Consider the following 18203-nt stretch of genomic DNA (forward strand, 5'->3'; position numbering starts at 1 on the left):
TCGATGAACAGATGGAAGACAGTCCTCATCGCCATGGCGGTCGCCGTACCCTCGGGCGTCGTCATGCCCGCGGCGGCCGCGCGATCCGCGCCCGCCCCGATCGAGAACGAGGAGACCAAACCGGTCTACTCACGCGCCGACGCCCTCACGGAGACCGTGTTCGTCGAGGTCGCCGGCGTGGACAGCGACCGTGACGGCAGCCCGGACCGGGTCGCCGTCGACATCATGCGGCCCAAGGAGACCGCGTCCGGGCTGAAGGTCCCGGTCATCATGGAGTCCAGCCCCTACTACGCGGGCACCAACACCGTGGTCAACCACACGGTCGATCTCGACGCCTCCGACCCCTCGGGGATGGACTACCGTCGCAACAAGCTCGACGGTCTGAGCGAGGCGATCTTCGGTGCCGGGGAGCGTCCCCCGGCCTCACGGGCGGTCGCGCCGCCCTTCCGCGGTTACTACGACAACTACTTCGTCCCGCGCGGCTACGCCGTCGTGCTGGTGGAGAACCTCGGCTCTGGACGGGCAACCGGCTGCCCGACCTCCGGCCTGGAGAACGAGACGGCCGGGCCGAAGGCGGCGATCGACTGGCTCAACGGCAGGGCCCGCGCCTTCGACGCCGCGGGCAACCAGGTCCGCGCCGACTGGTCCACGGGCAACGTCGGCATGATCGGCGTCTCCTACAACGGCACGCTCGCCAACGCCGTCGCCGCGACCGGAGTCAGGGGCCTCAAGACCATCGTGCCGATCGCGGCGATCTCCTCCTGGTACGACTACTACCGCGCCAACGGCGGCGTGGTCGCCCCCGAGGGCTACCAGGGCGAGGACACCGACATCCTGGCCCGCTACGTCCTGACCAGGCAGAACGCCGAGCAGGCCTGCGGCGCCCTGGTCAACGGGATCGAACGCGACCAGGACCGGGTGACGGGCGACTACTCCCCCTTCTGGGACCGGCGCAACTACCTCAACCACGTGCGCGGGGTCCGCGCCTCCGTCTTCGCGGTCGCCGGGCTCAACGACTGGAACGTCAAGACCAAGCAGACCGTCCAGTGGTGGGACGCCCTGGCCCGTCAGGGCGTGCAGCGCAAGATCTGGCTGCACCAGGGCCCCCACTTCAACCCCTTCTCCCTGGCCTCCCGCAACGCCGAGTGGCTGCGCCAGTTGCACCGCTGGTTCGACTTCTACCTGTACGGCCTGCGCAACGGCATCCTGGACGAGCCGAGGGCCGACGTGGAGTCGGGTCCCGAGCAGTGGGCCCAGTACGCCACCTGGCCGCTTCCCGGCACCCGTGACGTCCGGCTGAACCTCGGCGCCGGGACGCACGACCGCAACGGCACCCTGGGGTCGCGGCGCCCGCACGGCCACGGCGTCGAGTCCTTCGTCGACCAGGGGAGCCGCACCGCCGGTCAGCTCGCCCAGGACGTCGTCACGACCGACCCGAACCGGCTGGCCTACCTGTCGGAGCCGGTGGACGGGCAGGTCCGCCTGTCCGGCACACCGAAGGTGAAGGTCAGGGCCTCCTTCGCAGGGGGGCGCTCGCCGTACCTCACCGCGCTGCTCGTCGACTACGGCAGTGACACCCGCGCCACCGGAGGTGTGATCTTCAGCCAGGAGCCGTACTGCTACGGGCAGGGTGTGCCGGGTGACACCGGCTGCACCTACCTGGCCAAGCACGTCACGGAGACCGCCCCCTACAAGATCATCACCAGAGGGTGGCTCGACGTGCGCAACCGAAACTCCGCCGCCAGGACGGAACTGCTGAAGGAGGGCAGGTTCTACGACTTCGCCTTCGACCTGCAGCCCAGCGACTACGTGGTCAAGCCGGGACACCGGATCGGCGTCGTGCTCGTCTCGACCGACCGTGACTTCACCCTGCGCTTCCCCGCGGGGACCAGGGTCGCGGTCGAACCGGGCGCCAGTTCGGTCACCCTTCCCCTCGTCGGGGGCCGTACCGGTCTCTCCTGACGAAGAACGCCCTCCGGCCCGGCGCCGGAGGGCGTTCTTCTTTGCCCCCTTGACCTTCACACCAATGTGAAGGTCTTACGCTCCGATCCATCGGGGACGGCGCCCAAAAAGGGGGAAACATGTCAGGAATTATCGTCATTGGTGCGGGTTCGGGGATCGGACGTTCCGTCGCGGCGCGCTTCGCGCGCGAGGGGCTGCCCGTCGCACTCGTGGCCCGCACCGACAAAACGGTCAAGGCGGTGGCCGAGGCGATCCCGGGGGGCCCGGTGGTCACCCTGACGGCGGACAGCGCCGACGAGACGTCCCTGCGGGAGGCCCTCGACGCGGCGGCGGCCGAGCTCGGCCCACCGGACGCCGTGGTCTACAACGCCGCGATCGTCCGCCCCGACGCGCCCGGCGAGCTGTCCGTGCGGGAGCACCTGGACGTCTGGGCGGTGAACGTCGTCGGCGCGCTCACCGCGGCCGCGCACGTCGCGCCGGGGATGGCCGAACGCGGCGGTGGCTCGTTCATCGTCACGGGCGGGATGCCCGAGCCCAGGGCCGAGTACGTGAGCCTCTCGCTCAGCAAGGCGGGCGTGCGGACGCTGGTCACGCTGCTCGACCAGGAGTACGGCGCGGCCGGGGTCCACGTGGCCAGCGTGACCGTCGCCGGAGCGGTCGCCCCGGGGACGGCCTACGACCCGGACGACATCGCCGAGCACTACTGGCGGCTGCACACCCAGCCGCCTTCGGAGTGGGAGCACGAGGTCGTCCACGGGGGCTGAGGTCAGACCCCCGTGACGATCAGGCGGTCGCTTTCGGCGTTGTGGATCCGCAGGGGAGCGATCCGCCGGTATTCGGGGGAGTCGTTCCACGCGCGGGCGGACTCGGCGTCGGGAAACTCGACGACGACGATCCGGCCGGGCTCGGGGTCGCCCTCAAGGACCTCGACGGGGCCGCCCCGCACCAGATAGCGGCCGCCGTACGGTTCGAGGGTCGCCTCGACCTGGGCGCGGTACGCGGCCAGCTCCGCCTCGTCGCCGGTCGCCTTCACCTTCGCGATCATGTATGCGGTCATGGGCCACACCGTACCGGGAGGTGTCCCGCCGCCCCCGCCGCGGGGAGGGGGCGGCGGGACACCTCCTCACAGCCCGAGTTCCCGGGCGGCCAGCGCGGTCCCCTCGACCCGGGCGGTGATCTTGGCGAACGCCGTCTCGCGGGAGGTCGAGGTGTCGTCGGCGAAGGGGGAGAAACCGCAGTCGTCGCAGGTGCCGAGCTGGTCGAGAGGGATGTGACGGGCGGCGGCCAGCACCCGGTCACGCACCTGCTCGGCCGTCTCGACGCGGGGATCGATCGGGTCGATGACGCCGACGAAGACCCGCACGCCGGGACGCAGGGCCTCGCCGATGACGCTCAGCACCCGCTCGGGGTCGGCCTCGCTGGCGAGCTGGACGTAGAAGTTGCCCACCTGGAGCCGGAAGAGCGCCGGGAGCAGGCTCACGTAGTCCACGTCGAGGCTGTGCGTGGAGTCCTGGTCGCCACCGGGGCAGGTGTGCACGCCGATCCTGGCCCGCTCCTGCGGGCTGAAGCGGTCGAGCACCCGGTTGTTGAGCTCGACGAAGTCGTCGAGCAGCCCGCCGCTCGGGTCGAGCTTGAGCGACAGGCGCCCCTCGGTGAAGTCGAGCTGTACGGCGTGCGCGCCCGCGTTCAGGCTGCCGAGGATGTCCGTCTCGGCCTCGCTGACCAGGTCGTCGAGGAAGGCCTTGCGCGGGTAGTCCTCGATGCCGTCGGCCGGGTAGAGTAGGCTCAGCGCCGAGGGGGCGATGACCGCCTGCTTGACCGGCAGAGCGGTGTGGCTCCTGGCCCGCCTGAGATACTCCTCGGCGTGCACCGCGTAGCGGAACGGGCCCGAGGTCAGGCGGGGTAGCTGCCGGGTGTGGCCGTCCGCGAACGGGATGACCGCACCGTCGGGGCGCAGCCCCGGCAGACCGGCGATCGGGTAGGTGGCGAAGCTCGGCTTGGACTGCTCGCCGTCCACGAGGACGGGGGAGCCGGTCTCCTCAAGGCGTCTGATCGTCTCCGCGACGGCCTCCGCCTGCCGCGCGGCCAGTTCCTCGTCGCCGATCCGGCCGTCGGCGTGGTCGGCCAGCGCGGTCAGCAGTTCCGGAGGGCGGGGGATGCTGCCGATCGGTTCGGTGGGGATCTCCATGCCGCGAGCGTAGATAACGATCTGTGTCTGATCAATCACGTACCGGTGGAGAGGATTACCCCCCGAGGTGTGGAACTTCCTCCCCCGGATGTGGAACCTCCGCGCTCACGACGCGCCGGTCACATCCCGCTCCGGTGCGGCGACCGGTGGAACGGCGGCCGGTACGACGGGCGGGACGATTCTGCCGGTCGTCAGATCGACGACCCGGCCGTCCCTGCCGGTCGCCGTCAGCGCCGCGGCGAACAGGACGAGCTGGTTGAGGAGCTTGAGGAAGACGAGCATCGCGGCGGCGCCCGCGACCACCTGGTAGGCCGGGTTGGCCGCGGTCATGCCGATGTAGAGCTGCCCGAGTGTCTTGAGGATCTCCAGGCCGACGGTGATGAGCAGGGCGGGGACCAGCGCCCTGCGCGGCGGCAGCCGCAGCCTCGGCGGCCCGCTCAGCAGGGCGAACGCCAGCAGCGTGTTCACCCCGAGCCCCACCACGAAGGCGGCGGCCGACAGCAGCCACTGGGCCGGGGCGTCATTGGTGCCCACGGTGTGCGCGACCAGCCAGCTCAGCATCTCCCCGGTGACGAACGCCAGGGTGAGCGTCAGGGAGAGCAGCAGCCCGAGCCCGGCCAGCACCCCCAGGTCGATGAGCTGACGCAGCAGGAGGACGCCCGGATACTGCTCAAGGTGCCAGATGGCCCTGATCGCCGAGCGCAGCGTGTCGATCCAGAACAGCCCGGTCAGCGGCAGGCCGAACAGGGCGATCAGCCCGGCCGTGCTCTGCGCCTCCCGCAGCGCCGCCACGTCGAGACGCGGGAAGGTCTCACTCAGATAGTCCTGTACGGCCCGCACCACCTCGGGCGTGTCCAGGACGTGCCCGATGATCGCGAACCCGAGCAGGCCGAGCGCGAAGATCGCGAAGAACGAGTAGTAGGTGAGCGCAGCGGACAGGCGGCCACCGTCCACCTGGTCGTAACGCACGGCGGCGCGCGCCAGATGGTCGAGCCAGCCGTGCCGACGGCGGGCGCGCACCCAGGCCTCCGTGATCCGCCCGGACAGCCGCCCGGTGAAGCTCATGACCGTCATTGAGGGGCTCTACCCCGGGATCGCGGAACCCGTCCCAGCGGGCCGGATGTCACGGAAGGCGACGAAATCATCCCGGAAGTCTGGCAGACATTCAGGCCCCGGCGGCACCCGACACCCCCGCGTGGGAACCAGGGGTGTCCCCGAGGGGGAACCCTGGCTTGCCCCTGACTTCGGTCCACGCCCCTGCCGTCGGGGGCATACCGGGTCGTAGCGTGGAGACATGGGACGGATTCTGTTGATTGTGGCGGCCGTGGTGCTCGCCTTCTTCCTGCTCGGCTCGATCCTGGGCTTCGTCGTCGGCCTCATCAAGTGGGCCCTGATCCTCGGTCTGATCGCCGTGGTCGCCGGTTTCGTGGTCAAGCTCTTCCGCTCCTCCAGGTTCGGAGACTGACGGAGACAGACCCGCGGGGCCGCCCCTCTCACGGCGGTTCCGCGGGAGACAGGAGGAATAAGCCGCTCTAAGCGGAGGTTACCTCCGGTGTGAGAGCGATCATCTACACCGAGACGGGCGGACCCGAGGTCCTGCGCCTGGTCGAGCGGCCCGTTCCCGAGCCGGGGCCGGGCGAGGTCAGGGTCCGCGTGGTCCTGTCCGCCGTCAACCCCAGCGACTGGAAGTTCCGCGCGGACGAGTCAGGCCCCACCTTCCCCGAGGTGGTGCCGAACCAGGACGGTTCAGGCGTCGTGGACGCGGTCGGCGCGGGGGTCGACGACCTGCGGCCCGGCGACCGTGTCTGGATCTGGGAGGCCGCCTGGCAGCGCCCCGACGGCACCGCCCAGGAGTTCGTCGTGCTGCCCGCCCGCCAGGCCGTACGGCTGCCCGCAGAAGTCTCGTTCGAGGTGGGCGCGGCCCTGGGAGTCCCCGCGCTGACCGCGCACCGCTGCCTCACCGTGCTGGACAGCACCGTGCTGGACAACACCGTGGGGGAGAGCGGCGCGGGAAGGCTGGCGCCCGGCGCGCTGGCGGGCCGTACCGTACTGGTCGCCGGTGGGGCGGGCGCGGTCGGCAACGCCGCGATCCAGCTCGCCAGGTGGGCGGGCGCCACGGTCGTCACCACGGTCAGCGGCCCGGAGAAGGCCGCGCTCGCGGCCTCGGCCGGTGCCCACCACGTCGTGAACTACCGCGAGGGGGACGCGGCCGAGGAGATCAGGCGGGTCGCCCCGTGCGGCGTCGATCTCGTCGTCGAGGTGGCGCCCGTGGTGAACCTCGACCTCGACCTCGCGGTCCTGGCCCCCGCGGGGACCGTCGCCGTCTACGCCGTGGACGGCGGCCCTCCCGAGGTCCTCCTGCCGCTCGGGCCGGTCGCGGCGGGCAACCTCCGCTACCAGGGAGTCCTGGTCTACACCGTCCCCGAGGCCGTCAAGCTGGCCGCCGTCGAGGACGTCTCCGCCGCCGTCGCCGCGGGCGCGTTGCGCGTGGGGGAGGAGGCGGGGCTGCCGATCGTCCGATTCCCCTTGGAGCGCGCCGCCGACGCCCACGCGGCGGTCGAGGCGGGGGCCGTCGGCAAGGTCATCATCGAGGTCGGTGCCTGACCCCTGTTTCCTCCGGGTCTGAGCGGATATCTGGGGAGGGTAGGGGGCGTGCAGGACACGCCCCCTGTCCGGCAGGTCCCGATTCCGGCCGCCGTCCGGGGGCGGCGGCCGTCGAGGAGGCAGTGATGGCGATCGCGACGGTCAACCCGGCCACGGGGGAGACCCTGAAGACCTTCGAGCCACTGGACGAGCGGGAGGTCGAGGAACGGCTCGAACGCGCCGCCGCCGACTTCCTGACCTACCGGGCGACCGGCTTCGCGCAGCGGGCGGCCTGGATGCGCGCGGCGGCCGACCTGCTCGAAGGCGAGCTTGAGGAGACGGCCCGCCTCATGACGACCGAGATGGGCAAGACACTGGCCTCGGCCCGCGCCGAGGCCACCAAGTGCGTGACCGGGATGCGCTTCTACGCCGACAACGCCGAGGCGCTCCTGGCCGACGAGCCGGGGGACGCGCAAGCTGTCGGGGCACGGCGCGCCTACGCGCGCTACCAGCCGCTGGGGCCGGTGCTCGCGGTGATGCCGTGGAACTTCCCGCTCTGGCAGGTGATCCGCTTCGCCGCGCCCGCCCTGATGGCGGGCAACGTGGGACTGCTCAAGCACGCCTCGAACGTCCCGCAGACCGCGCTCTACCTGGGCGAGCTGTTCACCAGGGCGGGCTTCCCCGCCGGCTGCTTCCAGACCCTGCTCATCGGGTCCTCGCAGGTCGAGTCGGTGCTGCGGGACAGGCGTGTGGTCGCCGCGACCCTGACCGGCTCCGAGCCCGCGGGCCGTTCCGTCGCGGCGATCGCGGGCTCCGAGGTCAAGAAGACCGTCCTCGAACTGGGCGGTTCCGACCCCTTCGTGGTGATGCCGTCCGCCGACCTTGAGGCCGCCGTCTCGACCGCCGTCACCGCCAGGGTGCAGAACAACGGCCAGTCATGCATCGCGGCCAAGCGCTTCATCGTGCACACCGACGTCTACGACGAGTTCGAGGCGCTCTTCGTCGAGCGGATGGAGTCGCTGCGGGTCGGCGACCCCATGGAGGAGACGACAGACGTCGGGCCGCTGGCGACCGAGCAGGGGCTCGACGACCTGGAGAAACTGGTCGCCGACGCGGCGGGGCGCGGCGCGCGGGTGCTGTGCGGCGGGGTGAGCCCCGACCGGCCCGGCTGGTTCTACGAGCCGACCGTGCTGAGCGGCGTCACCCCCGGGATGAAGCTGTTCCTTGAGGAGTCGTTCGGCCCGGTCGCCTCGCTGTACCGGGTCGGGGACGTCGAGGAGGCCGTCACGCTCGCCAACGCCACCTCCTTCGGGCTCGGCGCCAACGCCTGGACCACCGACGAGCGCGAACAGGAGCGTCTCGTCAACGAGCTTGAGGCCGGGATGGTCGCGGTCAACGGCATGGTGGTCTCGTATCCGCAGCTGCCCTTCGGTGGCATCAGGAACTCTGGATACGGCAGGGAGCTGTCCGCCCACGGCATCCGCGAGTTCTGCAACCTCAAGACGGTCTGGATCGGCTGAGCGCGCTCACGCCGGAGAGGTGCACGGACCGGCCCGCCAGGGGCGCCGGGCCCCAGGGGGTCGCGGGCCGGTCCGGGATCAGGGGAGGGAACGGCGCAGCGCCACCGTGTCGCGCGACACCTCGGCCGGGTCGTGGCCGTCGATCAGCAGCCTGCGCATCAGCGTAGCGACCGGCCGCATCGTGTCGGGGGTGAACCCGCGCCGGGTGACCTCCTGGGTGCCGATCCGCAGGCCCCGCATCGGCTCGCCCGGCGCCTGGTCGGGCAGGCCGATGCCGCTGAGGTAGACGCCGCCCTCGGCCAGCCGTCTGGCCGCCTCGTCACCGCCGCCGAAGGCCGCGGCGTCCACCGCGACGTGGTGGGAGACCGTCCAGCCCAGGTCGGCCGCCGCGACGGCGAAGCCCTCCTCGGCCAGCGCGGCGGCCAGGGCGTGCGCGTTCGCGACACAGGCGTCGGCGTAGCGCGGCCCCTCCGCGGCGTGCTCGGCCGCCGTCACGGCCAGCGGGGCCAGCCGGGAGGCGTCGTAGTTGGCGGTCAGCCCGGGGTAGGCGGCGGCCGAGACCCGCTGGGCGAGGTCCTCGTCGCGGGTCACGATGGCCGCCCCGGGAGGGCCGCCGAAGGACTTGTAGGTGGACATGGTCAGCAGGTGGGCGCCCTCCCGCAGGGGCCGCTGGAAACGGCCCCCCGCGATCAACCCGGCCACGTGCGAGGCGTCGTAGAGCAGCACCGCCTCCACCTCGTCGCACGCGGCCCGCACCCGCGCGACGTCGTGCGGGAACAGCATCAGGCTCGCCCCGATCACCACCAGGGCGGGCCGGTGCTCGCGCAGGAAACCCGGCAGGGCGTCGTGGTCGATGCCGAACCCGGCCGCGTCGTAGGGCAGGTCGACGACCCGCAGGCCCCGGATCCCCGCGGCGCCCTGGGCGTGGTGGCTGGCGTGGCCGCCCGCCGCCTCCGGCAGCACCGCGATCGTGTCACCGGGTACGGCGAAGGCCGTGTAGCAGGCCAGGTTGGCCAGCGTCGCGCTCTGCAGCCTGACCTCGGCGAACTCGCCCTCCATCAGGGAGGCCATCCCCAACGGGGCGAGCACCTCAAGCACGTCCAGCTCGTCGAGGCCGGTCTGGAACTTCTCCCCGGGCCAGCCCATGGAGGGACGGCAGGCCGCCGACAGCTCGTGGGCCGCCCTGGCGCGCTCGCTCATCGTGTTGGTGCCCGCGTAGAGCACGACGCCGTCCTCGTCGAGTCTGCTCCGGTGCGCGGCGAGCGACGTGCCGACCGTCCGCACGACCTCGTCGAGACCCAGGCCCTCGGCCGCGGCCTCAAGCTCCGCCAGGCGTCGTTGTGCCCTGGGCGAGGCCCACGGGGCGATACGGCTGCGCTCCTGCACGTCGGTCTCCCTCCAAGCTTCACGAGGCGACGCAAGCGACGGTACGGCCCGCGCCCCGGCCAGTCATCGTCGTGCCAGCGGAGACCTTTCATACATCTGTAGGATTCGACGGTGATCGGCGATGAGGTCCAGGATCTCCTCGACTCCCTGGCCGCGGCCGTGGGTCGAGGTGTGGCGGTGGACGATCCCGAGGGCCAGGTCGTCGCGCACAGCGTCCACCACGGCGAGGTCGACCAGGTCCGCGCCCAGGCGATCCTGTCCCGCTCCGTCCCCGCCGCGGTCCGGGCCTGGCAGGAGGTCCACGGCGTGGCCACGGCCCGCGCGCCGGTCAGGGTTCCCGCCAACCCGGCGCTCGGCATGGCGGCCAGGCTCTGCCTGCCCCTGCTCCACCAGGGCAGGCGCGTCGGCCTGCTGTGGATCATCGAGGGGGAGACGCCGCTGACCCGGGAGCAGGAGGCCGGGGCCGTACGGAACGCCGCGGCCATCGCCGCCCTGCTCGACGGCGGCGGGGGGTCGGGCACGCTGCGGGGGCTGCTGACCGGGGGGATCCCGGTGGGACGGGCCGCCGCGGTGCTCGGCGAGGGGCCGCTGCGCCTGCTGGCCCTGCGCGGCGGGCGGGGCAAGCCGGGCAGGGCGGTCGAGGAGGAGATGGCCGGGACCCGGCGTCCCCCCGCCTTCACGGTTCTCGACCGGCACGCCGTACTGCTGCTGAACGGCGGGCAGGACGCGGCCGCGCTGGCCGGGCGGCTGGTCGCCCGCACCGGCGGTGTCGCGGGGCTCAGCGCGGTGCATGCCGGTCTCGGTACGGCGGGGCACGCCCACAGGGAGGCGGTCGCCGCCGCCAGGGCGGCCATGGCGGAACCCGCGCTCGGACCGGTCGCGACCTGGCCCGACCTGGGCGTCTACCGGCTGCTCGCCGAGCCGGGCGGGCTCGCCACCGGCCCGCTGCACGGGCATCCCACCCTGGCCGTGACCCTGGAGACCTACCTGGACAGCGGGGGAGACGCGCAGGAGACCGCCAGGCTGCTCCACCTGCACCGCACCAGCCTCTACTACCGGCTGGCGCGGATCGAGGAGATCACCGGGCGCAGCCTGAAGGACGGGGCCGACAGGTTAGAACTCCATCTCGCGCTGAAGCTGGCGCGCTGGAATGCGGTGTAGTCGCCGGATAAACCGGGCAAAGCCCTGCAGGTGCGGCAGTTGATCAGTGAGCTCGTCAGCGTTCTGGTCGTGCTGGGCCTCGTCGGCCTGGCGGCACTTCTCATCTCGGTGGCCGTCCTCGTCGCGCTCGCGGCGCTGGTCGCCTCGACCCTGCGGGAACGCGCGAGGACGGCACGGCGCCGGAGGCGGTGACGGTCCCGGTTCACCGGGCCCTGGCGTGCTCCTGCCGTACATGACCGTTTCCGTCGTGCCGCACGTGCTCCTCGTTGAGCAGCAGCGACAGTCCGGGGGCGTCCTGCACGAAGCGCAGGGTCTTCTCAAGACAGACGACGGATCCCCGCTCGGGACGGCTGGTGAAGCGGATGTCGTCGGCCAGCGCCCTCATGATGAGCAGGCCGCGGCCGTGCTCGGAGGTGGGTGAGGGCGCGCGCGTGCTGGAGAAGTCGAACCCGTTGCCCGTGTCGATCACCTTGATGACACAGCGGTCGCTGAAGAGTTCGGTGCTCACCATGTAGTCGTCGCTGGCTGTGGCGTGCTGGATCACGTTGGAGCACGCCTCGGAGAGCATGAGCAGGATGTCTTCCCGCACCTGCGACTCGACCCCCAGGGCGCGGAGTGCGGCGTCGAGCAGTTGCCTGATGACCGGGACACTTGCGGCGTCACGCGGCAGGCGTAGCGCGATTGTGGCCTCCACGGTTCCTCCTTCACGGTTGCCCTCTGAAGCCCTGCCCCGGCCCGCCCGTTCTAACCGGGACGAACGACCTCTCCTGGGTCGCCCGTCCCGGACGGGGCAGTCGGGAAACCCTGGACGGGTCAGCCGGAGAAGACGTCGAGCGCGGCCTGGGAGAAGGCCTTGAGGTCGTCCGGTCTACGGCTGCTGACCAGCGTGTTCGTGCCCGCGACGCAGATCACGACCTCCTGGTCCTGCCAGTTGGCCCCGGCGTTGGTCAGGTCGGTCCTGAGGCTGGGCCAGGAGGTGATCGTGCGGTCGCGCACCACGTCCGCCTCGATCAGGGTCCACGGGGCGTGGCAGATGGACGCGACGGGTTTGCCCGCCTCGAAGAAGCCCTTGGCGAACCGTACGGCCGCGGGCACGGTCCTGAGGTAGTCGGGGTTGGCGACCCCGCCGGGCAGCACCAGCCCGTCGAAGTCGGCGGCCGAGACCTCCTCGACGGTCGTGTCGACCGGGAAGCGGTCGGCCTTGTCGAGGTGGTTGAAGGCCTGGATCTCGCCCGGCTCCGTCGAGACCAGCCGGGGAGTGCCACCGGCCTGCCGTACGGCCTGCCACGGTTCGGTGAGCTCGACCTGCTCGACCCCCTCGGGGGCGACCAGGAAGGCGATGGTCTTACCGTTGAGCATCATTCCCCCTGCACTGATTTTTCCGAAATGTCGGATATCTGGCTGTGATGCAGGGGCTGTCATCCCCGCGATGCGGGAGACCATGTGGGAAGTGCTCCGATTCACCGCCGGATTTTGCGTCTGCGCAGGCCGGAGGCGATGAGCCGGGTCAGAAGTTCTCTGGAGGAGACCGGCTGCGCCCCCAGGGAGACCGCGCGTTCGTAGACGGTCTCCGGGACGTCGTAGTGGTCACGGTCGAACGCCCTGGCGGGCACCCCGAGCCGTTCGGCGAAGGCGTGCAACTCCTCGACGGAGCTGTCGCTGACCAGGTGCGACCAGAGCAGGCCACGGGGACCCGGCCAGGCGGGCGGGTCGATGAGGACGCTCACCGGCGCAGCAGTTCGAGCGCGACCTCAAGGGCGGCTTCCCTGCGCTCGTCGTCGCCGATCGTCTCGTCCCTGAGCAGGAACCAGGAGGCGTGCAGGGCGAACAGCGACATCGAGTTCCTCAGCCGGGTGGCCGTCGGGTCCTCGGGATCGACGAGGAAGGTGATCAGCTCGAACATCTGATGACGGATCCGCACCATCGTCGGATGGTCCTTGAACGCGGTCTGGTTGCGCTCTATGAGGTGCATGACCTCGTGGTGCCTGCCCCGGCGCAGGTCCTCCGAGTAGCGGCGCACCAGCGTGCGCCGGTTCTCCTCGGTACGGGGCTGGGTCTTGACCCATTCGACCAGCTCGTCGACCGTGCGCAGCCGGTCCTCGACCAGGCCGGTGACGATCTCGTCCTTGCTCTTGAAGTGGTAGTAGAGGGCGGCCTTGGTCACGCCGAGCGCCTCGGCTATCTCGCGAAGTGAGGTCGCCTCGTAGCCCTGCTCGATGAAGAGTTTCAGGGCTATCTCCTGGATGCGAGTCCGGGTGTCGGCGTTTTCGCTCATGGCTCCCTTTGCGCTCGAAACTAACTTGACGGCCGGTAAGTAGGCGCCTTACATTTCCCAGCATATCCGACACTAGCCGGTCGGCAAGTAAGCAAGATCCACTAGGGGGCAACGAACGTGAAGGAGACCGCGACCGCACCGGCGCGGCAACGTGAGGTCATGATCGTGTTGCCGGGCCTGATGCTGGCGATGGTCCTGGCGATGCTCGACAACATGATCGTCGGTACGGCGATGCCGCGCATCGTGGGTGAACTCGGCGGCCTGACCCACCTGTCGTGGGTGGTGACCGCCTACGTGCTCGGCACCACCGTCTCGACCCCCATCTGGGGCAAGATCGGGGACCTGTACGGCAGGAAGAACATCTTCCTCGCCTCCATCGTGATCTTCATGATCGGCTCCGCGCTCTGCGGCATGGCGGGTTCCGACCTGCTCGGCGGCACCGCGGACGGCATGAACCAGCTCATCGGCTTCCGCGCGCTCCAGGGGCTTGGCGCCGGCGGCCTGATGGTCAACGCCATGGCCATCATCGGCGACCTCGTCCCGCCCCGCGAGCGCGGCCAGTACCAGGGCATCATGGCCGGGGTGATGGCGCTCGCGATGATCGCGGGACCGCTCGTCGGCGGCTTCATCACCGACCACCTCGACTGGCGCTGGGCCTTCTACGTGAACCTGCCCGTCGGCTTCGTCGCCCTCGCGCTGCTGGCCGTCACGCTCAAGCTGCCGAAGTACCGCACCGAGCACCGCATCGACTGGATCGGCGCCTTCCTGCTCTCGGTCGGCATCACCGCGCTCGTCCTCATCACCACCTGGGGCGGCAACGACTACGACTGGAACTCGCCGCAGATCATCGGCCTGGCCGTCGGCGCCGTGGTCAGCCTGGCGCTCTTCATCGTGGTCGAGCGCAGGGTCGTCGAGCCGATCATGCCGCTCAACGTCTTCCGCGACCGCAACTTCAGCCTGATCTCCGCGGTCGGCTTCCTGCTCGGCTTCGCGATGTTCGGCGCCATCAACTTCCTGCCGCTGTTCCAGCAGACCGTCCAGGGCGCCTCGGCGACCAACTCCGGCCTGCTCCTGCTGCCGATGATGGGCGCGGCCATGGTGGTCTCGCTGTTCGTCGGCCGGGCCATCACCAAGACCGGCAAGTACAAGATCTATCCGGTCCTCGGCGGCGTGGTCATGGCGGTCGCCATGTGGCTGCTGTCCACGCAGACCGTGGACACCCCCTCCTGGCGCACCGGTGTCTACATCGCGGTGCTCGGCCTGGGCATGGGCTTCCTGATGCAGACCACCATGCTGATCGCGCAGAACAGCGTCGAGCAGAAGGACCTGGGCGTCGCCAGCAGCGCCTCGACCTTCTTCAGGTCCATCGGCGGCTCGTTCGGCGTCTCGCTGTTCGGCGCGATCTTCAGCCACCAGCTCACCGCCAACCTGACGAGCAAGCTGGGGGCGGCGGCGGGCGAGAAGCTCGCGTCGAGCGGAGGCCAGTTCAACCCCGCAGCCCTGCACGAGATGCCCGCGGGCGTGCGCGCGGGGTTCCTCGAATCCCTGGCGTCCTCGATCGGCAGCGTGTTCACCTGGGCCATCCTCTTCGCCGTCCTGGTGCCGGTGGCCGCGGCCTTCATCAAGGAGATCCCGCTGCGCTCAGGCTCAGAGGGCGCGGAGGACGGGACTCCGGTCGCGGTGCTCGACTGACCGCGCCGGGCGAGCAAGTTCCCACTCAGTGAGTGCCAAGTCGCCTCTCCCAGACTGGGCGGCATGGACACAACGACGACAATCGTCACCGCCGCCGGGTACACCACCCGGCGGCCGGTGGCCGGGGACGCGGCGGACATCCACCGGCTGATCTCCCTGTGCGACACGCGGGTGATCGGCAAGGCCGACATGACCCTCGACGACGTCACCGACCAGCTCAACGAGCCCGCCTTCGACGGGGAGAAGGACGGCTGGCTCGTCCACGACACCTCGGGGAGCCTGGTCGCCTGGGCCTGGGCCTGCCGCAAGGGCACGGGGAACAACGTGGACGTCGACGTGGTCGTGCATCCCGGCGCCGCCGAGCTCACCGGCCCCCTGTGGGAGGCCGTCACCGGGCGGGCGGCCGGGATCGCCGCGGAACTCGGCCACGACAGCGCCGTGGTCGACATCGCCCTGTACCGGGAGGACAGCGGCAAACGGGCCCTGGCCGCGGCCCGGGGCTTCGTCGCCGCGACGAGCTTCATCCGTCTCCTGGCCGACCACGACACCCCGGTCCCCGAGCCCGTGGCCCCGCCCGGGGTGACGGTCCACCACGGGACGGACGAGGAGGTACGGCGCCAGGGCCACGCCGTACAGCAGGAGGGGTTCGCCGAGCACTTCGGGTTCACGCCGAAGGACTACGACGAGTGGCACGCCGAACTGGACTCCTCGGCCAGCACCGACTGGGCGCAGCTCACGGTGGCCAGGATCGACGGCGAGCCCGCCGCGATGCTGCTGGGCACCGACGCCTTCGCCGGGGACGAGAACTCGGGCTACGTCCGCCAGCTCGCGGTGCTGCCCCGCTTCAGGGGCCGCGGTCTCGGCCGTTTCCTGTTGCGTACGGCCTTCGCCGCCGACGCCGCCCGCGGCCGGATCGGCACCTACCTGCACGTGGACGCCAACAACAGCACCCCGGCCCTGGACCTGTATCTCTCGGTCGGGATGCGGCAGGTCCTGGCCATCGACGTCTGGCGCAGGACTCTCTAGATGATTGAGTCCAAGGGGTGTGGTCGCTGTCAGTGGTCGTAGGCGATCAGGGATCGTTGATCGACTGGCCGGTCTTGTCGTTGTGCCAGATCGCGGTGGTCAACGCGAGGATGCGGGCAAGCACGCGAATGACCACTCCAGCCGGTGTGCGCCCACCGTGACGCTCCAGGTCAAGCTGCCCCTTGAACGTCTGGTTCACCGATTCGACAACCTGCCGCAACGGTTTGAACAGTCGTGCTCCGGCCCGTTCGGGCTCGCCCTTGCGGGCCGGACGCAGCAAGACCAGGCCACGATCGGCGAGGGCCTGCTCGAACGCACGGCCGTAGTAGTTCCTGTCCCCGATGACCGTCTGTCCCGGACGGGCCGCCACCAGGTCAGGCACCTGCTGCAGCATGGCGAGGAGAATCTCGCGCTCGTCGGCCTTGGCGCCGGTGAGGGCGAACGCGACCGGCAACCCGCCCAGGGTGCACAGCAGATGCAGCCGCAACCCCCAAAAGTAGCGGGAGTGACTGGCGCAATAGCCGTACTGCGCCCATCCGGCCAACGCGCTGCGCCGGGCCGTCTGCCGCGATCGGCCGCATTCCACCGGGGTGGAGTCAACGACCCACACATCGTCGTTCCACAGCGAGGTGTCGGCGGCCAGCAGCCGGATCATGTGGGCAACCAGGCCAGAGGCCTTGCGCAGCCGCTTGCCGTAACCAGACTGACCGGGCAGGTAGGCCAAACATGTCGCTCAGCTCGGCGCGGGCATGACGCAGCCAGCGCCGCTCGGAGACAAACCCCAGCAGCGCCGACATCACTGTCAGCGTGATCAGTTCGGCGTCACTGAGCCTGGGGGCGATGCCGGTCTTCGGGCGCCAGGGCCTCAGATCCGGCGAAGCCTTCAACGCGTCGTCGATCTTCACATAGAGTGCGGTTGCGAGGGTGTTGAGGTCTGTCGTCACAAACGGATCCTGAACACCCTCGCCCTATTTCCGCAGGCGATCCCTTGGACTCAACCATCTAGCCGTACGGCCCAGCCCGGGGGTTCAGCGTCGCAGCAGGGTGAGCGCGCAGCCCCCGGTGGCCAGCATCGTCGCGGCCAGCGCCACCCCGACGGTCGTCATCGACGCCCCGCCGAGGTACAGCGTGCCGAACGTGGCCACGCCGACGACCTGGCCGAGCTGGGTCACCATGACGAACAGCCCGCTGGCGTCCGCGGCGTGCTCGGGGGCCACGTGGGTGAGGGCGATCGCGAGCACCGGGCTGAAGACCGCGCCCATGCCGAACCCGGCCACGGCCTGCGTGATCCACAGCAACGGCTGGCCGTGGCCGCCACCGCTCAGCGCGAGGGCCAGGCCCAGATAGCCGACCGCCGCCACGGCGAGCCCGGCGACGACCATGGGCCGCCTGAACCGCTCGGGGACCCGCCGCCAGTTGAGGCTGGACACGGTGAAGGCGACCGCGGCGGGCACGAACGTCAGCCCGGCCCGCAGCGGGCTGTCGCCCAGCGTGCCCTGCAGGTGCAGGGCGAGGCTGAACAGGTAGCCGCCGTAGCCCGCCATCAGTCCGAAGACCGCCAGCGCCGAGGGGATCACCCCCCTGGCCATGAGCACTCGCGCGGGCACGAGCGGGGCGGCCGAACGCCGTTCGACCAGCGCGAAGAGCCCGACGAAGACCACGCTCGCCCCCATCGAGACCCATCCCCACAGCGGCCAGTCCTGCTCGTGGCCCAGCACCAGCGGCACCACCAGTAGGCTCACCGCGAGGGAGAGCGTGACCAGGCCCGGCAGGTCGAGCGGGCGGTGACGGCGCGGCCCGCCCCGGGGCAGCAGCCGCAGGCCCGCGACGAGCAGGGCGAGGCCGATCGGCACGTTCACCAGGAACACCGGGCGCCACGCCGTACCGAACAGGTCGGCGGAGACCAGCGCGCCGCCCAGCACCTGGCCGATCACGGCGGCCCCCGAGATCACCGTGGCGTACAGGCTGAGCGCGCGGGCCCGCGCGGCCCCCTCGAAGTTCGTCTGGATCATGATCAGCACCTGGGGCACCATCAGGGCGGCTCCCGCGCCCTGCAGGAGCCGGAAGGCGACGAGCTGCGCGGAGGAGGCGGCCAGACCGCAGGCCAGGGAGGCCACGGTGAAGACGGCCAGTCCGGACAGGAACAGCGGACGCCCGCCGTACCGGCCGCCGAGGCGGGCACCGGTGATCAGCAGCATCGCGTAGGCGATGGTGTATCCGGAGATGATCAACTGGAGCCCGGAGCCGGAGGCCGACAGGTCCGAGCGGATCACCGGGGAGGCGACGTTGACGATGGAGACGTCCAGGATCGCCATGAACTGCCCGGTGAGGATCACCGTCAGCAGCAGACGGGTGCGGGAGGGAGCCGGGGGAGCGGCCGGGGCCTCCGTGATCGGTGGTGCGGTCATGG

18 protein-coding genes and 1 pseudogene are annotated in these 18203 nt (G+C 70.8%); 9 read left to right on the forward strand and 10 right to left on the reverse strand.

What is annotated here, in order from left to right:
- Nucleotides 1-3 precede the first annotated feature (3 nt).
- On the forward strand, nt 4-1962 hold the full coding sequence (locus FHS44_RS33525) for a Xaa-Pro dipeptidyl-peptidase (protein ID WP_184722295.1): 1959 nt from the start codon (nt 4-6) through the stop codon (nt 1960-1962).
- Between the two features lie 119 nt (nt 1963-2081).
- Entirely contained in the window at nt 2082-2726 is a 645-nt protein-coding gene (locus tag FHS44_RS33530) for an SDR family NAD(P)-dependent oxidoreductase (RefSeq protein ID WP_184722298.1), read from the forward strand.
- 2 nt (nt 2727-2728) lie between these two features.
- On the opposite strand, the gene FHS44_RS33535 is transcribed toward FHS44_RS33530, so the two are convergent.
- The 3 genes from FHS44_RS33535 to FHS44_RS33545 all read right to left on the reverse strand — a co-directional run bounded on the left by FHS44_RS33535 (nt 2729) and on the right by FHS44_RS33545 (nt 5224).
- The gene (locus tag FHS44_RS33535) at nt 2729-3019 is read right to left on the reverse strand and encodes a DUF1330 domain-containing protein (protein WP_184722301.1); all 291 of its coding nucleotides are present in this window, start codon (nt 3017-3019) and stop codon (nt 2729-2731) included.
- 66 nt (nt 3020-3085) lie between these two features.
- The gene (locus FHS44_RS33540; RefSeq protein WP_184722304.1) at nt 3086-4150 is read right to left on the reverse strand and encodes a cobalamin-independent methionine synthase II family protein; all 1065 of its coding nucleotides are present in this window, start codon (nt 4148-4150) and stop codon (nt 3086-3088) included.
- Between the two features lie 105 nt (nt 4151-4255).
- Nucleotides 4256-5224 (reverse strand): YihY/virulence factor BrkB family protein, encoded by a 969-nt coding sequence (locus tag FHS44_RS33545; RefSeq protein ID WP_184722306.1) that lies wholly within the window; start codon nt 5222-5224, stop codon nt 4256-4258.
- A 220-nt stretch (nt 5225-5444) separates the two neighbouring features.
- Between FHS44_RS33545 and FHS44_RS33550 the strand changes: the two genes are divergently transcribed.
- The 3 genes from FHS44_RS33550 to FHS44_RS33560 all read left to right on the forward strand — a co-directional run bounded on the left by FHS44_RS33550 (nt 5445) and on the right by FHS44_RS33560 (nt 8253).
- A complete protein-coding gene (locus FHS44_RS33550) occupies nt 5445-5615 on the forward strand; it encodes a hypothetical protein (RefSeq protein WP_184722309.1) in 171 nt (56 codons plus the stop codon).
- A gap of 89 nt (nt 5616-5704) precedes the next feature.
- Nucleotides 5705-6754 carry an NADPH:quinone reductase gene (locus FHS44_RS33555; RefSeq protein ID WP_184722312.1) on the forward strand — a complete coding sequence of 350 codons (1050 nt, stop codon included), beginning with the start codon at nt 5705-5707 and terminating at the stop codon, nt 6752-6754.
- A gap of 125 nt (nt 6755-6879) precedes the next feature.
- The gene (locus tag FHS44_RS33560; protein WP_184722315.1) at nt 6880-8253 is read left to right on the forward strand and encodes an NADP-dependent succinic semialdehyde dehydrogenase; all 1374 of its coding nucleotides are present in this window, start codon (nt 6880-6882) and stop codon (nt 8251-8253) included.
- Between the two features lie 78 nt (nt 8254-8331).
- Here the strand turns inward: FHS44_RS33560 and glyA are convergent, their stop codons facing one another.
- Nucleotides 8332-9639 (reverse strand): serine hydroxymethyltransferase, encoded by a 1308-nt coding sequence (gene glyA / locus FHS44_RS33565; RefSeq protein ID WP_184722318.1) that lies wholly within the window; start codon nt 9637-9639, stop codon nt 8332-8334.
- Between the two features lie 111 nt (nt 9640-9750).
- Between glyA and FHS44_RS42545 the strand changes: the two genes are divergently transcribed.
- Both FHS44_RS42545 and FHS44_RS33575 read left to right on the forward strand, forming a co-directional pair.
- Nucleotides 9751-10800 (forward strand): helix-turn-helix domain-containing protein, encoded by a 1050-nt coding sequence (locus FHS44_RS42545; RefSeq protein ID WP_184722320.1) that lies wholly within the window; start codon nt 9751-9753, stop codon nt 10798-10800.
- Between the two features lie 39 nt (nt 10801-10839).
- Nucleotides 10840-10992 carry a hypothetical protein gene (locus FHS44_RS33575; protein ID WP_184722323.1) on the forward strand — a complete coding sequence of 51 codons (153 nt, stop codon included), beginning with the start codon at nt 10840-10842 and terminating at the stop codon, nt 10990-10992.
- Between the two features lie 10 nt (nt 10993-11002).
- Here the strand turns inward: FHS44_RS33575 and FHS44_RS33580 are convergent, their stop codons facing one another.
- The 4 genes from FHS44_RS33580 to FHS44_RS33595 all read right to left on the reverse strand — a co-directional run bounded on the left by FHS44_RS33580 (nt 11003) and on the right by FHS44_RS33595 (nt 13075).
- Nucleotides 11003-11494, reverse strand: coding sequence for an ATP-binding protein (locus tag FHS44_RS33580; RefSeq protein WP_184722326.1), 492 nt, complete (start codon nt 11492-11494; stop codon nt 11003-11005).
- A gap of 119 nt (nt 11495-11613) precedes the next feature.
- The gene (locus FHS44_RS33585) at nt 11614-12159 is read right to left on the reverse strand and encodes a type 1 glutamine amidotransferase domain-containing protein (protein WP_184722424.1); all 546 of its coding nucleotides are present in this window, start codon (nt 12157-12159) and stop codon (nt 11614-11616) included.
- A 101-nt stretch (nt 12160-12260) separates the two neighbouring features.
- The gene (locus FHS44_RS33590; protein WP_184722329.1) at nt 12261-12527 is read right to left on the reverse strand and encodes a DUF4031 domain-containing protein; all 267 of its coding nucleotides are present in this window, start codon (nt 12525-12527) and stop codon (nt 12261-12263) included.
- Nucleotides 12524-13075 carry a TetR/AcrR family transcriptional regulator gene (locus FHS44_RS33595; protein WP_184722332.1) on the reverse strand — a complete coding sequence of 184 codons (552 nt, stop codon included), beginning with the start codon at nt 13073-13075 and terminating at the stop codon, nt 12524-12526. The genes FHS44_RS33590 and FHS44_RS33595 overlap by 4 nt, the downstream gene beginning before the upstream one ends.
- 159 nt (nt 13076-13234) lie before the next feature.
- Here FHS44_RS33595 and FHS44_RS33600 point away from each other — a divergent pair, with 159 nt between their 5' ends.
- Together FHS44_RS33600 and FHS44_RS33605 are read left to right on the forward strand one after the other, a co-directional pair.
- The gene (locus FHS44_RS33600; protein ID WP_184722335.1) at nt 13235-14767 is read left to right on the forward strand and encodes an MDR family MFS transporter; all 1533 of its coding nucleotides are present in this window, start codon (nt 13235-13237) and stop codon (nt 14765-14767) included.
- A gap of 63 nt (nt 14768-14830) precedes the next feature.
- On the forward strand, nt 14831-15793 hold the full coding sequence (locus tag FHS44_RS33605; protein WP_184722338.1) for a GNAT family N-acetyltransferase: 963 nt from the start codon (nt 14831-14833) through the stop codon (nt 15791-15793).
- Between the two features lie 29 nt (nt 15794-15822).
- Here FHS44_RS33605 and FHS44_RS33610 read toward each other — a convergent pair.
- Both FHS44_RS33610 and FHS44_RS33615 read right to left on the reverse strand, forming a co-directional pair.
- A pseudogene (locus tag FHS44_RS33610) lies at nt 15823-16737 on the reverse strand (IS982 family transposase).
- A gap of 84 nt (nt 16738-16821) precedes the next feature.
- Nucleotides 16822-18201: an MFS transporter gene (locus FHS44_RS33615; protein WP_184722341.1), complete on the reverse strand. Its 1380-nt coding sequence runs from the start codon at nt 18199-18201 to the stop codon at nt 16822-16824.
- Nucleotides 18202-18203 lie beyond the last annotated feature (2 nt).

The sequence above is a fragment of the Streptosporangium saharense genome (genome assembly GCF_014203715.1).
GTDB classification, from domain to species: Bacteria; Actinomycetota; Actinomycetes; order Streptosporangiales; family Streptosporangiaceae; genus Streptosporangium; species Streptosporangium saharense.

Bases quoted from the DNA above. Each gene is read 5' to 3' on its own strand.
- FHS44_RS33525 (WP_184722295.1), top strand. From the start codon at position 4: ATGAACAGATGGAAGACAGTCCTCATCGCCATGGCGGTCGCCGTACCC.
- FHS44_RS33530 (WP_184722298.1), top strand. From the start codon at position 2,082: ATGTCAGGAATTATCGTCATTGGTGCGGGTTCGGGGATCGGACGTTCC.
- FHS44_RS33535 (WP_184722301.1), bottom strand. From the start codon at position 3,019: ATGACCGCATACATGATCGCGAAGGTGAAGGCGACCGGCGACGAGGCG.
- FHS44_RS33540 (WP_184722304.1), bottom strand. From the start codon at position 4,150: ATGGAGATCCCCACCGAACCGATCGGCAGCATCCCCCGCCCTCCGGAA.
- FHS44_RS33545 (WP_184722306.1), bottom strand. From the start codon at position 5,224: ATGACGGTCATGAGCTTCACCGGGCGGCTGTCCGGGCGGATCACGGAG.
- FHS44_RS33550 (WP_184722309.1), top strand. From the start codon at position 5,445: ATGGGACGGATTCTGTTGATTGTGGCGGCCGTGGTGCTCGCCTTCTTC.
- FHS44_RS33560 (WP_184722315.1), top strand. From the start codon at position 6,880: ATGGCGATCGCGACGGTCAACCCGGCCACGGGGGAGACCCTGAAGACC.
- FHS44_RS33585 (WP_184722424.1), bottom strand. From the start codon at position 12,159: ATGCTCAACGGTAAGACCATCGCCTTCCTGGTCGCCCCCGAGGGGGTC.
- FHS44_RS33595 (WP_184722332.1), bottom strand. From the start codon at position 13,075: ATGAGCGAAAACGCCGACACCCGGACTCGCATCCAGGAGATAGCCCTG.
- FHS44_RS33600 (WP_184722335.1), top strand. From the start codon at position 13,235: ATGATCGTGTTGCCGGGCCTGATGCTGGCGATGGTCCTGGCGATGCTC.
- FHS44_RS33605 (WP_184722338.1), top strand. From the start codon at position 14,831: ATGGACACAACGACGACAATCGTCACCGCCGCCGGGTACACCACCCGG.
- FHS44_RS33615 (WP_184722341.1), bottom strand. From the start codon at position 18,201: ATGACCGCACCACCGATCACGGAGGCCCCGGCCGCTCCCCCGGCTCCC.